This window comes from Rosistilla ulvae (assembly GCF_007741475.1).
GTDB lineage: Bacteria > Planctomycetota > Planctomycetia > Pirellulales > Pirellulaceae > Rosistilla > Rosistilla ulvae.
The window spans coordinates 4525599-4542020 of record NZ_CP036261.1 but is presented as its reverse complement, the minus strand read 5'-3'; the positions used below and the strand labels follow the sequence as shown (position 1 = coordinate 4542020).

Genomic DNA, 16422 nt, shown 5'->3' with positions numbered 1-16422 from the left:
CTTTAAACGCTATCTTTTCTCCGACGCTCAGGGTCGGCGGTTGGAATGGTCGAAGGAGACCGAAGGCTTTCCAGAGTCGCTGGTTCCTTCCTCCTTCCCTCGGGCTGTAGATCGATGTTTGTTAACGCGCCGGTACATTGGCATGAAGGAATGTTTCTGAGACCTCAGCACTTCCAGATCTCCGAACGAAACATTCACGACCAGATCCGCGACAACGTCCAATGGAATCGCCACTTCAGTTGGGGCTTGCGACGCTTCCGACTCGACCCGGCAGCGCTCGCCAACAACCGGATTGTCGTGTCGGACCTGGCCCTGCGAATGCGCGACGGGACCTTGATCGCCTATCCCGAATCGGGCAGCCTGCCCGAACTGGACCTGCGGCAAGCGATGCTTGGCAAACAGACGCTGACCCTGTTTGCAGCGATTCCGAAACAGGAAGCTGCCGCCGCCGCAACGTCGCGATATCGCGTTGAATCGCTCGATTTGGAGGATGCGAATTCGGGACAGAATCCGCGCCCGATCCAGTTGCGCCGGTTGAACGTACGGTTGTTGTCCGACGCCGATGATCATGCCGGTTATGCGACGATGCCGTTGGCGCGCATCCGCCGTGCCGATCACGCCGAAGGAGCTCCCGAGCTGGACCGCACCTACATCCCGCCGCTGTTGGCGGTCGATGCCTGGGCGACGCTGGAGCAAGAGATCGTGCGGCCGGTATTCGATCGGATCGGCAAAAAGTTGGACCTGGTCTCCAACCAAGTTGTCTCCCGCGGGATCACGTTCGATTCGACATCGCAAGGGGATCGAATGATCCTGGAACAGATGCGAGTGATGAACGAAGCGTATGCCGAACTGAGCGTGCAGGCCTTCACGCCCGGGATCCATCCCCTGGAGATTTTCCGCGAATTGCTCAGCTTTGTCGGGCGGATGGCTGTCTTTACCGCCGGTCGCCGGGTCCCCGATCTGCCGAAGTACGATCACGACGACTTGGGATTGTGCTTCTGGACAGCACGGCGGTTGGTCGACAGCGTCTTGGATGCGGTGATCGAAGCCGAATACAGCGAGCGCGCCTTTGTCGGTGCCGGGCAACGCGTCCAGGTCGCGTTGGAACCGGCTTGGTTGGAACCGGGGCAACGCTTGTTCGTCGCCGTCGCGTCGTCGCTGCCTACCGAACAGACCCGTCTGTTGGTCGAAAAGCGGTTGGATATGAAGATTGGAGCGGGCAGCACCGTCGATGAATTGTATCGACTGGGGCGAGCCGGGCTGCAGTTCAGCCATCACACCGATCCGCCACGCTGCCTGCCAATGCGTCCCGGACGCGTTTTCTTCAGCATCGATCCGAAGACGTCGGCCGACCAATGGTCCGCTGTCGAACGGAGTCTCTCGTTGGCCGTTCGCTTCAACGAAAATCTAATCGCTGGAGACGTGCAAAACCGCCAAGCGATCGATGTGATTATCGATGGACGTCCGGCGAGGCTGGAATTTGTGCTGTATGTCGTCCCGCCGTCGGCGGTTTAACGAGAGCTCGGATGCCGCGCCGGCGGAGCAAGTCTGTGCGTGGCGACAGCCGCCAAAACTGCGATGATCGCACCGGTTGTGCCGCCCGCTAGCATTCCCTTGGTGTGTGCGGTTCTGCGTGCCGATAAGTCCAATTGGACAAACAGACGAGGCTCAGGGATCCGAGCTTCCGAGGTTTTGGTGCGCCGGGCGACATGAGGTTGTCTGCGGATCACACGGAGGAACTGATATATGGCCCAGCCAGCCGCAGCCCCAGAAGAGGCACCGCGGAGTATTCGACGCGACGTTGCAGCGATAGCTATCGCTGCGCTCACGACGATCCTGGCCGTGTCGTTGTTCACGTTCGACCCCGCCGATCCGGTCGAACCGCCTGTCTGGCCTCTCTGTTCGCTTTACACCCCCGATGCGTTGGTCTTCCCCGAAAACGGACGGATCACCAACGCTTGTGGTTATTGGGGGGCGATCCTCGCCGGATCGCTGCTGACCGGTGCGGGGATCGGTGCCTGTTTGATCGTCTCAGTACTCGGCGGGACCGCGATCAGCGTGCTGTGGAAAGGGGGCGTTTCGGCCCCGATGATGCGTTCGCTGGGCTGGACTCTGGTTCTGTTGTCCCTGACGACCGGGGCATCGCTGTCGGAAATGGACCTCGCCAACATGCCTCTCGTTGGCGCCGGTGGCTATCTGGGTGCGATGACCAGCACTTGGTTGCGGATGCACTTTGCTTCGGCGGGTGCTTGGATTCTGACCTTCACCTGCCTGATGTTCGGGATGCTGATGGCAACCGATTACATCTTGGTCTATGCGACCAGCAAAGTGGCCAGCACCAGCGCCAAGACATCCGTTGCGGGGTTGCGTCAGGTGGGCAAGATCTTGCCGAAGAAGTCGCTGCATGCCGGGCACACCCAATCGGACCTCGACGATTCGAGCTATCTGGATGGGGACGATGCCGACGAACCGCAACCCGAACCAAGCGTGCGAATTCGCGGCCGCAAGCCGGAGACGCTGAAGGCGGCAGCCGACGTCGATGCGGAGCACGAGACGTCCGCGGGGACCGAAGACGAAGGTGCAGCGGCGGAGAGCGAGGTTTCCGAAGAGGCTGTGGAAGCGGCGGAAGAGCCAGCCGCGGAACCGCAGACTCGCGAATTGGTCGTCGAAGACGAGAACGTCACGCTACGGTTGGATCCGCCGCATGAAGAGGAGCCCGAGCAGCACGAACTGAAGGTCAAGACGAAGCAGAACCGCAAGCCCAACACCGAGTCGTTGAACGATTCGATGCGCGAGCAATTGCCCGAAGGGGCCGACGATTACCTGTTGCCCGCGGTGACGTTGTTGGATGAATCGGATGACATCTGTTACGACGATCAACTTGTCGAAGTCCGCCGCAAGGCCCGACTGTTGGAACAAGCCTTTGCCGACTTCAACCTGAACGTACGCGTCAAGGAGATCGAGACCGGTCCGGTGATCGCGCAATACGAAGTCGAACTGGAGAAGGGGCTGCGACTGAATAAGATCACCGGCTTGGCGGACGATCTGGCGATCGCGCTGCGTGTTCCCACGGTCCGAATCGTGGCACCGATCCCAGGCAAAAACACCGTCGGTGTCGAGGTTCCCAACGATACGCGGCAGACGGTGCGGTTGCGCGAAGTGATCGAAGAGTGCAGTGGTTCGGCGAACAAGATGAACATTCCGGTCTTCTTGGGCAAAGACGTCTCCGGCAACCCGTTGACCGTCGATCTGGCCAAGATGCCTCACCTGTTGATCGCCGGTCGAACTGGTACGGGTAAAAGTGTTTGTTTGAACTCGATCATCACATCGATCCTGATGACTCGCCGTCCCGATGAGGTGCGGATGTTGATGATCGATCCGAAGATGGTCGAATTGTCGGGATATGGCCGCTTGCCGCACCTGATGCACCCCGTTGTGACCGACATGAAAAAGGCGGAGGCGATTCTCGCCTGGGCTGTCGACAAGATGGAGGAACGGTATTCGTTGTTGGCCAAGGTCGGAGTCCGGCATATCAACGGATACAACCAGTTGGGACGCGAGGAATTGGAGCGACGATTCCAGCCCGAGAACGAAGAAGAGGCGGCGAACATCCCCGATCACCTGCCCTTTATCGTGATCGTCGCGGACGAAATGGCCGACTTGATGATGACCAGCGGCAAAGATGCCGAAACGCACATCATTCGACTGGCTCAGAAAAGCCGTGCTGTCGGTATCCACTTGATCCTCGCGACGCAAAAGCCGACCGTCGACGTAATCACCGGTCTGATCAAGAGTAACCTGCCGGCAAGGCTCTCGTTCCAGGTGGCTAGCAGCAGCGATAGCCGCGTTGTTCTCGATGCCAACGGTGCCGACAAACTGTTGGGCAACGGCGACATGTTGTTCCTGTGGCCCGGTACCAGCACGATGATCCGCGGTCAGGGAACCTACTTGAGCGATGAAGAGATCGATCGCGTCGTCGACCAGTGCAGCATGACCGAGCAGAACTTTGTCGGCGAGTTGATGAACCTGAAGGTCAAAGACGAAGAGGGGGCCGCTGGCGGCGACGAACCGACCGCCGCGCTGCGACGCCGCGACGATCTGTACGAAAGTGCGATCGAGGTCGTGCTCAACGAAGGGCGAGGCAGTCTGTCGCTACTGCAACGCGCCCTGGGGATCGGTTACGGCCGCGCTGCCCGGATGATCGACTTCATGGCCGAAGACGGAATCGTCGGCCAATACAACGGGGCTCAAGCTCGCGAAGTCATCATTACGGCGTCCCAGTGGGAAGCGATGAAAAACGGTGCGGAACAGCCCGTCGAACCGGCTAAGCCGGCGAAAAGCAAACCGAAACGACCGCGGATCGCCGCGCCGGAACCCGAATGGGACGACGACGAGGAAGCCGAACTGGAGGAAGAGGACGTGATGGAGTACGACGAACAGCCCGAAGAGAGCTGGGAAACCTAACAGCCAGTTAACGGCTGTCCGCGCCGAGTCTCCGACATTTGCACGTCCCGCTGGTGAAAACCATCAGCCGGGAGGATCGAGTGGCAACGGACAAAGCTTGGCGAACAGATCGCGATGAACGCGTTGATGCTGCTCGCACTGGGCCAGCAACGTCGCCGCATCGGGGCACCCCAGCAGATAGACCAATTTGTCCAAGACCTCTTTTTCGGTCGGCAGATCGTGTCGTTGGGGAGTGTTCAACAGTCGCAGCGCCGATTCGACTCGCCGTAAGTACGCGTAACCATCTTCCAATTGGTCGGCGGTTTCACCGTCCAATATTCCCGCCCGACGCAAGCTTTCGATCGCGCCAAGCGTTCCCGAAACGAGCACTTCGGGATGGGCTGCGGTGTGTTCCAATTGTAACATTTGGACGATCAGTTCGACGTCCATCGTGCCACCGGCGGAGCGTTTCAGGTTGTGGGGGGAAGCGTCTTGTTGGCTGGCGATCCGCAGATCCCAGACTTGCCGATGCAGATCGGGAATCTCGCTCCCTTGCTTGACGACTTCGCGGATCGATTGCATCGCCAGATTCTGCGCGGCGGTCGAACCATAGATCGGCCGCGCCTTGCAAATCGACAACCGCTCCCAAAGCGTTCCCGATCCCCCTTCGAAGTAGTGCACCAATTGAGCAAAAGGAACGGCCAGGATGCTGCTGCCACCGCTGGGGCGCAGCTTGGTATCGACGCGATACAGCCGACCCTGAGGCGAAACGGCGTTCGCCAATTGCGTTGCACGCTGGCATAACTGGTTGAAGAAGTGGTTGTTGGTCGTCCCTTCGCTGCGTCCGCCCCGTCGCGGTTTGGTGTGCCCTTCGCTTTCATAGAGAAACATCAGGTCCAAATCGCTGTGGTAATTCGGCTCGCGGCCTCCCAATTTCCCAACCGCCAGGATCACCAATTCGCACGGTCGACCATCGCGCGTTTGCGGATCGCCGAAACGCTGCGCCAAGATTTCGTATTGTTCATCGACGATCCGCTGGATGCAGATCTCGGCGCAATCGGCCAATGTTTGGTGGGTCGATTGAATATCGTCTTTTCCCAACACGTCGCGGACACCGACGCGAAGATGGACCGAATTGCGGAAGCTGAAAAGTATTCGCGGTACATCTTCCGCACCGCGGCACAACTCGGTCGCCAACGAATCGAGTTCGTCGTGCGAGGGCAAGCGATTCAGAATCAACGAATCCATCAATTCGTCGATCATGCCCGGATTGCTGGTCAAAATTCCGATCAGATAGGGACCGACCGCCGACAACCGAACGACCATGTCGAGCGTTGCCGGCGCAAAACTGGCCAGTTCCCATAGCGCGCTCTTGCCACCTAACGAGTCGCTGAACCGAACCATGTTCTCTAGCGCCAGCGAAGGGTCGGGCGTTTTGGCGACCGACGCCAGCAAGCGAGGCGCGATCGCGGCGAGAAAGTGGCGGCAGCGACGCGTCGACAGGAACGGGATCTTTTCGTTTGCCAGCTCCATCAGCAACTGGTACGCCTGCTTCGGATCGGCAAAATCGAACGGCTGCAACGCTTCGATGATCTGTTGATCGCTGGGATCAGGGTCCAACACCAATTCGGTTTCGATCGGCACCTGTTCGTCGTCGCCAAAGGCATCGTGCAACAGATGGTCGAGAATTCGGCGGTTGACCGATTGCATCTCGGCCAGCTTGCTGCCAAAGGCGGCGACCGACTTGTTCCCGTCGGCATCACGATAACCCATCCGCCAACAGAACCGCGTCAGTTCGCGGGGATCGTCGGGAATCGTGTGCGTTTCCAGATCGAACATAATCTGCAGATGATGTTCTACACTGCGCAGGAACTTGTAGTTTTCCGAAAGCACCGTCGCTTCTTGAGGCGTCAAGCAACCGACCTGTTGCAACGCCTCGATCGCGTGCAACGTGTTGCCGGTGCGAAGCGGTTCGAGATCGCTGCCGTTGAGCAGTTGCAGGAATTGGATCGAGAATTCGATATCGCGAATTCCACCATGGCCGGTTTTTACGTTCCGCGCTTCGTCGCCAGCTCGCTTGGCCCGTTTTTCGATCCGCCGCTTGATGTGCCGAATCCCCGCGATATCGGCTCGGCTGAGAAAGGTCCGGTAGATCCAAGGCTTCAGCGCCGTCAGAAACTCCGTCCCTAGATCGAGATCGCCCGCGATCGGCCTCGCTTTGATCAGCGCTTGGCGATCCCAGGTTCTGCCGCTGGTGCCGTAATATCGAACGGCCGAAGCCAGATCGGAAACCGGCGGTCCGTTTTCTCCAAAGGGACGAATCCGAAGATCGACCCGATAGGCGGCGCCAAGTTCCGTCGGTTCGCCAAGCAACCGGATGATCATCCGCGTCAAGCGATCGAAATATTCGGTCGCAGGTATCGACCGCGTCCCGTTGGTCTTTTCCGCTTCATCGCACAAGAACATCAGATCGATGTCGCTGCTGTAGTTCAGTTCGGAACCGCCCAATTTGCCGAGGGCCAACACGACCAAACGGGCTCGCGTTCCATCGTGCCGCACCGGAAATCCGCGAACATCTTCCAACAACCGCTGCGCCGCAATGACCGCACCTTGCGTGATCGCATCGGCGAGAAAAGATATCTGTTGCGTGACCCGTTCAAGCGGCGCTTCGCGGATGAAGTCGCCATACGCGATCCGCAGCGTTTCACGCTGCTTGTAAAGTCGCAATACCCGCATCACCGCCTCTTCATCGCGAGCGGACCGGAGATCGTGCAACAGATCGTCGATCAGAACTTGGTAAGCGACCGGTTGGCCATCGGTAATCCGCACCTGATCGAAAGAATCGGGGGCGCGGACCAATTGGTCGGCCAGATATTGGCTGGTCGAAAAGATCCGCAGTAGGGTTGGGAAAGCGTTGGGGTCGCGTTCGAAGAGCGCCACCAAAGACTGGGGGCTTCGCGATGCGGCGATGAAGCGATCCAGATTTGCCAGCGCACTGTCGCGGTCGCTGGCATCGGGAAGATGGCTAGCCAATTGGCTGCACAGAAAACCGAACATCTCGTCATTCAAACCGCCGCGGCGAATCGAAGCGAGCGATTGCAGACCCTGCTGAGGATCCTCTACCCCCAGCGACTGCAGCCACTGGGCGGCTGCATCGGGATCTGTCAGCTGGTCGTTCTCGTTGGTTAAAGACATGGCAGGAGAGGCCTCGGCGAGCGGTTGCGGTTTACCGGTATTCCCGGCCTCTCGATTCTATCAGTCCCACCCCGCGATACCACACCGGACTGCCGCCACTTTACGCGGCGGCCTACGCTTGACAAAACTGGGGTCCAAGGGGGGACGATCGCTCCGTCCCGATCAATCGGATGCCTTCTTGGGCTTCGCAGTCGATTTCGCCGAGGCGGATTTGTCGCTCGATTTCGATTCCGACTTGGGCTTGCTGCTCTTCTTGTCCGCCGCGGCTCCCTTCTTGTAGGACTCGCTGCGGTAATCGGTCTGATAGAAACCAGAGCCTTTGAACACGACGGCGGCACCGGTGCCAAACAACCGTCGCAACTTCAACTTCTTGCACTCGGGGCACTTCTTCAAATGCGGATCATTGATCCCTTGAAAATGCTCAAACTCGTGACCACACGCATCGCATTCGTAATCGTAGGTTGGCATTCATTGGTTCCTGAAAATAGTTGATAGACAAAGTCACCGATCCGCCGCAGGTCTCATAACCTGATCCGGCGGAGCGATTCGAACGGCCACACAATCGCTCTCGGGCGATCGAGGCAAACCCGCCGCTAATTGCCCGTGCTGACGACAACCTGGCTGGGCCGGACGACGCGATCGTGCAGCTGGAAGCCGCGCGTCGCTTCGATCATCACGCTGCCAGCGGGATATTCGTCGCTGGGCATTTGCGAGATCGCTTCATGAACATGGGGGTCGAACGTTTCGCCCAACGCTGGGATCGGAGTGCAATGGAATTTCCCCAACGTGTCGACAAATTGCTTCGCAACCATCTGCACACCTTCGGTCAACCCTTCGGTCGATTGCGAGGTTTCAGCCGCTTCGATCGCGCGTCGCAGGTTATCGAATACGCCCAACAGGTCGTGCATCAAAGGGAGCGATGCGAAACGAATTTGTTCATCCGCTTCGCGACGAATCCGTTTGCGAACGTTCTCCAGTTCGGCATGCAATTTCAAAATTTGATCGTTCGCTTGAGCCAGTTGGACTTCCAACGATGGCTCGCTGCTGTCGCCACCGATTTCACCCGCGACCGCTTCCAACGCGTCGTCGTTGACGCCCGCTTCGGACGTTGCGTCGAATCCGACATCGTCGTTTGGGGTTTCGGTGTTGTCGATGTTTTCGTTCGATTCTTGATTATTCATAGTGGGCGAGCATCCTGTCTAATGTATTGAGTGCAACGTAAATCTGAGGCACCAAATCCATCGCACGCTACCGTTCCGACACCGCGATTGCGCGACGTGGGAACGCCATTGGCCGGTCGAGCGTGTTCCGGTTAAGCGTCCGATTCCTCGGGTTCAAAAAATGTCTTGATCTTGTCCAAAAACGATTTGCGTTCGGGCATCACATGCTCCTCGTCGAGTTCGGCGAGCTGGCGGAGCAATTTTTCCTGATGCTCGTTCACTTTCTTGGGGACTTCGATGAAGGTTTGCACCAACAGATCACCTCGGCGACCGCCGCGAGGATCGGGCATTCCGCGACCTCGCAACCGATAAACCTCACCGCTGCGCGTTCCCTTTTGAATCGTCAGCGTTTCGCGTCCGTCGAGCGTTGGCACGTCCAGCTCTGCCCCCAGGACGGCCTGCGAATACCCGATCGGCAACTGAAGGATCAGATTCGAACCGTCGCGTTGGAAGAGCGAATGCTCGACAACGCTGACAAAGCAATAGGCATCGCCGGCTGGTCCGCCATCGGGGCTCGCTTCCCCTTCGCCCGTGATTCGCACCCGCATTCCGTCGTCGACACCCGCTGGGATATCGACGTCCAGACTGACCTGACGTTCTTCGAGCCCTTGCCCGCGGCAACTCTGGCATGGATCGCGGATCACTTTACCCGCTCCGCCGCAATGCGGACACGAAGTCTGCACACGCAGAATGCCGGCCGATTGGATCACTTGGCCGACACCGCCACAAGCGACGCAGGGTTGCGGTTCACTTCCCTTGGCCGCGCCCGATCCGTCGCATCCGGTGCAAGCCACGCGACGGCGGAACTTCACCTCTTTGCGAACTCCGCTAGCCGCCTCTTCCAGAGTCAGCGTGACATCGCAACGGACGTCGCCGCCACGTCGGACGCGTTTGCGACGACCGCCACGGCCGCCACCAAACATATCGCCAAACGATCCGCCGAACATATCGCCGAAGGCTTCGAAGATATCCTCGACGTCATTGAATTGTGGACCGCCACCGCCCAAACCAGCGTGGCCGTATTGATCGTAACGAGCCCGTTTGGTTTGGTCGCTCAAGACCTCGTAGGCTTCGCTGACCTCTTTGAATAGTTCGACGGCGTTTTCGTCGTTACGATTCGTATCGGGATGGTATTTGATCGCCAACCGCCGGTAAGCCTTGTCGATCTCTACTTTGCCAGCTTCTTTGCTGACACTCAATACTTCGTAATAGTCGCGTTTTCCGGCCATCCGATGATCCCGTCGTCTCTGCTGCAATAAACAGGGCCACTACCGATAGAGTGCGGAAGTGGCCCTGTGCTGTCGCTAAATCGGTCGAATCCGTCGCTCGTTACGAGACGACGCCTTCTACCGTACGCTTGTCCTTGTCCTCTTGGTCGAAGTTGGTGACCAATGCTTCGGTCGTCAACAACAGACCCGCGATGCTAGCCGCGTTGGCGAGCGCCGTGCGAGTCACCTTGACAGGATCGATCACACCGTAAGTGAACATGTCGCCATATTCGCCGGTGTAAGCGTTGTAGCCGTGGTTCTCTTTCATTTGTTCCACGGTGTCGACGACAACGCTGCCGTCGATTCCGCCGTTGTCGGCGATCTGACGCATTGGAGCATCCAACGCGTGCAAGACGATGTCGACGCCGATCTTTTCGTCGGCCTTCGCACCCTTCTTGCAATCTTCGACCGCTTGCTTGCAGCGAACCAAAGCAACGCCACCGCCGGGCAGGATGCCTTCTTCGACAGCCGCGCGGGTCGCGTGCAACGCATCTTCGACGCGAGCCTTCTTTTGCTTCATGTCCGCTTCGGTTTCAGCACCGACGCTGACGATCGCAACGCCACCAGCCAACTTGGCCAATCGCTCTTGGAACTTCTCTTTATCGTATTCGCTGTCGGTCTGTTCAATCTGAGCACGGATCTGCGAAACACGCTTGTCGATGTCGGCACGCTTGCCGCCACCTTCGACGATGGTTGTCGCGTTCTTGTCGACAGTGACCTTCTTGGCGCGGCCCAGGTGTTCCAGCGTGATGTTTTCCAGCTGGATGCCCAGGTCTTCGCTGATCAGCGTACCGCCGGTCAGAACCGCGATGTCGCCCAACATGGCTTTGCGGCGATCGCCGAACCCAGGTGCCTTCACAGCACAAACGTTCAACGTGCCACGCAGCTTGTTGACAACCAACAGAGTCAGTGCTTCGGCATCGACATCTTCGGCGATGATCATCAAAGGTTGACCGCTTTGCGCCGACTTTTCCAGGATTGGAACCAGGTCGCGAATGTTGCTGATCTTCTTTTCGTACAACAGCACCAACGCGTTTTCCAGGTTGGCTTCCATCGTGCCCGGATCGGTGATGAAGTAAGGCGAAACGAAGCCCTTGTCGAACTGCATGCCGTCGACGTAGGAGACTTCGGTTTCCCGAGTCTTGCCTTCTTCGACAGTGATCACGCCGTCTTTGCCAACACGCTCCAACGCGTCAGCCAACAGGCCGCCGATTTCGTTGTCGTTGTTCGCACTGATCGCGCCGACGCTGGCAACTTGATCCTTGCTGCTGACGGGACGACCCATTTCGTGCAGCTTGGCCGAAGCCGCTTCGACGGCGCGCTCGATACCGCGACGAATCGCAGTCGGGTTGCTGCCGGCAACGATGTTGCGAAGACCTTCCTTGAAGATCGCTCGCGCCAACACGGTCGCCGTGGTGGTTCCGTCGCCCGCCAAGTCGCTGGTCTTTTGAGCGACTTCGACGACCAACTTGCAGCCCATGTTTTCGAAACGATCTTCGAGATCGACTTCTTTGGCAACCGTTACACCATCTTTGGTAACGGTCGGCCCGCCAAACGATTTGTCGATGATTACGTTGCGGCCGGTCGGGCCCATCGTGATCGCGACAGCTTGGGCCAATTTATCAACACCTGCGAGCATGCGCGCTCGGGCGTGATCATCAAAAAGCAATTGCTTTGCCACGGTATTGTGTCCTTAAGCGTTGCGGTGAATGTTCGTTTTATTGGAGACGGGCAGTTATGTTCCTGCCCGAGGTTCCGAATCGCAGACGACCGGTCTGCGACAGCGGTTTCAACCGACAGACTCAACAGCCTGCCGGGGCATTGGAATCGGTTCAGACAACCTTCGCCAAGATGTCGCTTTCGCGAAGAATCTTCAGCTCTTGGCCATCGACTTCGATCTCGCTGCCGCCGTAACGACCGTAGATCACGACGTCGCCGATCGCAACGGTCAACTCACCGCGGCTGCCGCTGTCCAACAACTTGCCAGGACCCACTGCGACGACGGTTCCACGCTGTGGTTTTTCTTGAGCCGAATCGGGGAGCACGATTCCACCAGCGGTGGTCTCTTCTGCCGATGCAGGTTGAACGACGATGCGGTCATCCAAAGGACGAATGTTGATCTTTGCCATCTGTATAGCTTCCTAACTGATATGTTTTATTGAGTTTTTGTTTTTGAGATTGAACGAGCCGTCCGGGGATACTGCAGATGCGTAGTCCCCGGACTTCCGGAAAAGGGCCGGCTTACATCATGCCTGGCATGCCACCCATTCCGCCCATGCCTGGCATTCCGCCCATGCCACCCATTCCTGGCATTCCGCCCATGCCACCCATTCCATGGTCGTGGTGATGGTCGTCACCCGCTTCTTCCTCGACAGGAATTTCGGTGATCAACGATTCGGTCGTCAGCAGCAGCGAAGCAACGCTCGCCGCGTTGGACAGCGAAGTACGCACGACCTTGGCGGGATCGATGATTCCGGCCTTGATCATGTCGACATACTTGTCCGAATTGGCATCGTAGCCTTCGTTCTTGTCCTTCAGGTTGCGAACGCGATTGACAACCACGCCACCTTCGAGACCCGCGTTGCCAGCGATCGCACGCAGAGGCTTGTCCAAGACGTTGCGGATGATCCGAACGCCCAGTTTTTCGTCTCCTTCGGTCGACTCTTCCAACTTCAGAAGGTGCTTTTCGCACCGGATCAGCGCGACGCCACCGCCGGGCACGATTCCTTCTTCCAAAGCCGCTTGCGTTGCCGCGCGGGCATCGTCGATCAGCGCTTTGCGTTCTTTCATTTCAGTTTCGGTTGCTGCACCGACGCTGATTTGTGCAACGCCACCGGCCAGTTTGGCCAAGCGTTCTTGCAGCTTTTCGCGATCGTAATCGCTGTCGGTCAGCGAGATTTCGTTGCGGATTTGAGCAACGCGAGCGGCGATCTTATCCTTGCCGCCAGCACCGCCAACCATCGTGCAATCTTCGCTGGTGATCTTAACCTTCTTAACGGTTCCCAGATCGTCCAGTTTGACGTTTTCCAGATCGATGCCCAGATCCTTGAAGATCGGTTGAGCGCCGGTCAGAACGGCGATGTCGCCGAGGATCGCCTTGCGACGGTCGCCATAGCCAGGAGCCTTGACGGCACAGACGTTTAAGATGCCACGCATCTTGTTAACGACCAAAGTCGCCAACGCTTCGCCTTCGACGTCTTCAGCGATGATCAGCAAAGGCTTCTTCGATTTGCTGACTGCTTCCAACAACGGAATCATCTTCTTGTTGCCGCTGATCTTCTCTTCGAAGATCAAGACCAAGCAGTTTTCCAGTTCAACAGTGACTTCGTCTTGGTTGGTGACAAAGTGTGGCGACAGGAAACCGCGGTCGAACTGCATCCCTTCGACAACGTCGACGGTCGTCTCGTTGGATCGACCTTCTTCGACGGTGATCACGCCATCTTTGCCAACTTTGGCAAATGCGTCGGCCAAAACGCGGCCGATTTCGGGATCGTTGTTACCAGCGATCGTCGCAACTTGGCGGATCTCCGCCTTGCTCTTTTCGCTGATTGGGGTCGACAGCTTCTGGATTGCAGCGGTGACCATGTCGACCGCCTTGGCGATCCCACGGCTGAGCGCCATCGGGTCGGCTCCGGACGCTTCCATCTTCAGCCCTTCGCGGAAGATTGCTTCGGCCAACACGGTCGCCGTGGTGGTTCCGTCGCCAGCGACGTCGTTGGTTTTGCTGGCCGCCTCTTTGATCAACTGGGCACCCAGGTTTTCGTTGGCGTCGTCCAGATCGATGTCCTCAGCAACGGTTACACCGTCCTTGGTCACCTTGGGCGAACCCCAACCTTTGTCCAACACTGCGTTGCGACCACGAGGGCCCAACGTACTGCGAACCGCACGCGCCAATTTTGCGGCTCCCGCCAAGAGCGGTTGTCTCGCATCGTCATCAAACACGATCTGTTTTGCCACGTCGTGTCTCTCCTGTGAACGTCATTGTGTCCGAGTCGCCAAGCCGTCAGGCCCAACCGACCCATAAAAAATGTGAACGGTGATATCGCTGCAGTGCCAGGCTGCCATTCGTCGCACGCGGCTCATGGGAGTCCGGTCGCGCAGAGTGGCAGCCCGCCACTGAAGCTCCCCTTAAGAGCAAGATGTGTGCCAAACCGCTTTGATTAATTGCAAAACGCTATCATGCAAGGCTTTACGCAATATCGCTCCACATCCAACCACCCCCCTCCGAGACCGTGGTGCCAGTTTGGCAGATCGGCAGCGAGCGGCGGATCGCTCCGTCCCCGCTACGTTATTGCCCGCTGTGGATCCCCCACGGCAGCGCCGATGCGCTTGAGCCCCCCCATTGTCTTTCCCTGGCGGACAATTCCGCTACATTACAGCGGCGACCGGCTGATTCCGCACCGAATGGGATCGTCGATTTTGGCGTATATATAGGTATATGGTCGCGATAGACTCTCTCTTCCCATTGTGGCAGGCACCGATGAACGATAATCCGTCTGAAGATCAACCCGCACCTGTTGAAGGTGGTCAAAACCTGCGGGCCCGAATTCCAGATCACGTTGGCGAAGGGGTCTTTTCGACCGGCGCGATCGTTGTCACCGGCCCGACCGAGTTTGTCCTCGATTTCGTGCAGAACATCTCCCGTCCCCACCGTGTGGCCACCCGCGTTGTGCTGCCCCATCCGGTTCTGCCCCAGTTTCTCGATGCGCTCCGCAAAAACCTGGAGATCTACACCAACCGCTTTGGTGCACCGGCCGATCCCCCCAAACCCCCTGCCGATGCTCGCCGACCGACGCCACAAGAGATCTACGACGATCTGAAAATGAACGACGCGCTTCTCAGCGGCGCGTATGCCAACGGCGTGATGATCGGCCACGGCGCGGCGGAGTTCAGCCTCGATTTCATCACCAGCTTCTTCCCTCAGTCGGCCGTCAGTGCACGCGTTTACATGGCGGCCGGGCAGATCCCGCGGCTGATCGAATCGCTCGACAACGCGATGAAGCAACTGAAAATGCGGACCGGCCAACTTCCGCCGCCAAAGCAGAACCCGCCATCGACACAATCCCCCGGCGACGATCTGTTGCCCCCCAACGAAAACCGCCCCGATCCCGACGAACCTTCGTAACAGAGCAGCCGATCGATGAGTGATACTCCACCGCCGCAGACCGCTTTCTCGCGGATCGTGTTGGCCAGCGGATCGCCGCGGCGCCGCGAACTGATGGAACAAGCGGGATATTCGTTTGACGTGATCCCCGCCGATCCGTCGGTCGAATGTGGCGTCTGCAGTTCCGAGACGCCACCGGAACTTGTCGCGCGGCACGCGTTTCGCAAAGCGGAAGATGTCAGCCGGCAGGTCGATGCAGGGATGGTGATCGCCGCCGATACCGTTGCGGCTTGCCGAGGCCAAATTTTGGGCAAACCCGAAGATCGCGACCATGCCCGGCAGATGCTGAAGATGCTGGCAGGAACCCAGCACGCCGTCTTCACCGGCGTTTGTTTGTGGTCGCTGCCGGACCAGAGGGCCAGCCTGGACGTTTGCTGCACGCAATTGCAGATGGAAGCGATCGACGACGCCACGATCGAGGCGTATCTCGACAGCGACCGTTGGGTCGGCAAAGCGGGTGCGTTTGGCTACCAAGATGGCAACGACTGGCTGCAAATCCTTTCGGGCAGCCCATCGAACGTCGTCGGTTTGCCGATGGAGCGGTTGCAGGAGATGTTGGCCAGCTTTGCCGAAACAGCGCAAGCGATCGATGTCTCCGCTCGCCAAGCCCCTCTTGTCGACATCGAGCGTCCCTCATCGTGAGCGAAATCCCAACAATACTAGCACGAAGCGCAAGCGAGTGAATCCCGGCACGCTCACTCGCTTGCGCTTCGTGCTGGTATCGGTGTGAATTCACTCGCTTGCGCTTCGTGCTGGTATTGCTCGTATCTCGCGCGGCGACCTCGATGCTGCGGCGGGTGGGTAAGGGCTTCATTCGCGGGCGCTGGAGCGATATATTTAGAGGCTTGTCACAATTGCTCCCAGGCTGGGAACCTATCGATCGCTCCGCGGGTTGCGTAAGAAACACCAACACGAAGCGCAAGCGAACCAAATACCAGCACGAAGCGCAAGCGAGTGAATGAATACCAACACGACGCGCGAGCGAGTGGATTCTTCACGCTCACTGGTTTGCGCTTCGTGCTCGTAACATTGTTTTCACTCGTTTGCGTTTCGTGCTCGTAACGCGTGCTCGTTAGAATTCCCCAGCCGCTCCCGCAACCGCCAGGGCATCTCCGTTTTTGATTCCGGGACA

General features: G+C 58.3%; 11 protein-coding genes. 4 read left to right on the top strand and 7 right to left on the bottom strand.

Annotation, left to right across the window (positions count from 1 at the left end):
* Window positions 1–45: 45 nt before the first annotated feature.
* Together tssK and EC9_RS16005 are read left to right on the top strand one after the other, a co-directional pair.
* On the top strand, window positions 46–1515 hold the full coding sequence (tssK, locus tag EC9_RS16010) for a type VI secretion system baseplate subunit TssK (protein WP_145346721.1): 1470 nt from the start codon (window positions 46–48) through the stop codon (window positions 1513–1515).
* 231 nt (window positions 1516–1746) lie between these two features.
* Complete coding sequence (locus EC9_RS16005; protein ID WP_145346720.1) at window positions 1747–4464, top strand: FtsK/SpoIIIE family DNA translocase; 2718 nt, start codon at window positions 1747–1749, stop codon at window positions 4462–4464.
* Window positions 4465–4527: 63 nt separating this feature from the next.
* On the opposite strand, the gene EC9_RS16000 is transcribed toward EC9_RS16005, so the two are convergent.
* The 7 genes from EC9_RS16000 to groL (EC9_RS15970) form a co-directional block, all read right to left on the bottom strand.
* Window positions 4528–7638, bottom strand: coding sequence for a [protein-PII] uridylyltransferase family protein (locus tag EC9_RS16000; protein WP_145346719.1), 3111 nt, complete (start codon window positions 7636–7638; stop codon window positions 4528–4530).
* Between the two features lie 162 nt (window positions 7639–7800).
* On the bottom strand, window positions 7801–8106 hold the full coding sequence (locus EC9_RS15995; protein WP_145346718.1) for an FmdB family zinc ribbon protein: 306 nt from the start codon (window positions 8104–8106) through the stop codon (window positions 7801–7803).
* A gap of 125 nt (window positions 8107–8231) precedes the next feature.
* Window positions 8232–8819 (bottom strand): nucleotide exchange factor GrpE, encoded by a 588-nt coding sequence (locus EC9_RS15990; RefSeq protein WP_145346717.1) that lies wholly within the window; start codon window positions 8817–8819, stop codon window positions 8232–8234.
* A gap of 131 nt (window positions 8820–8950) precedes the next feature.
* Window positions 8951–10087, bottom strand: coding sequence for a molecular chaperone DnaJ (gene dnaJ / locus EC9_RS15985; protein ID WP_145346716.1), 1137 nt, complete (start codon window positions 10085–10087; stop codon window positions 8951–8953).
* Window positions 10088–10187: 100 nt separating this feature from the next.
* On the bottom strand, window positions 10188–11807 hold the full coding sequence (gene groL / locus EC9_RS15980) for a chaperonin GroEL (RefSeq protein WP_145346715.1): 1620 nt from the start codon (window positions 11805–11807) through the stop codon (window positions 10188–10190).
* A 151-nt stretch (window positions 11808–11958) separates the two neighbouring features.
* Window positions 11959–12255 (bottom strand): co-chaperone GroES, encoded by a 297-nt coding sequence (locus EC9_RS15975; protein ID WP_145122129.1) that lies wholly within the window; start codon window positions 12253–12255, stop codon window positions 11959–11961.
* A 112-nt stretch (window positions 12256–12367) separates the two neighbouring features.
* Window positions 12368–14083, bottom strand: a complete 1716-nt coding sequence (gene groL / locus EC9_RS15970) for a chaperonin GroEL (protein WP_145346714.1) — start codon at window positions 14081–14083, stop codon at window positions 12368–12370.
* 523 nt (window positions 14084–14606) lie between these two features.
* Here groL (EC9_RS15970) and EC9_RS15965 point away from each other — a divergent pair.
* Together EC9_RS15965 and EC9_RS15960 are read left to right on the top strand one after the other, a co-directional pair.
* A complete protein-coding gene (locus EC9_RS15965) occupies window positions 14607–15251 on the top strand; it encodes a DUF3467 domain-containing protein (RefSeq protein ID WP_246105717.1) in 645 nt (214 codons plus the stop codon).
* A gap of 15 nt (window positions 15252–15266) precedes the next feature.
* The gene (locus tag EC9_RS15960; protein ID WP_145346712.1) at window positions 15267–15932 is read left to right on the top strand and encodes a Maf family protein; all 666 of its coding nucleotides are present in this window, start codon (window positions 15267–15269) and stop codon (window positions 15930–15932) included.
* Window positions 15933–16422 lie beyond the last annotated feature (490 nt).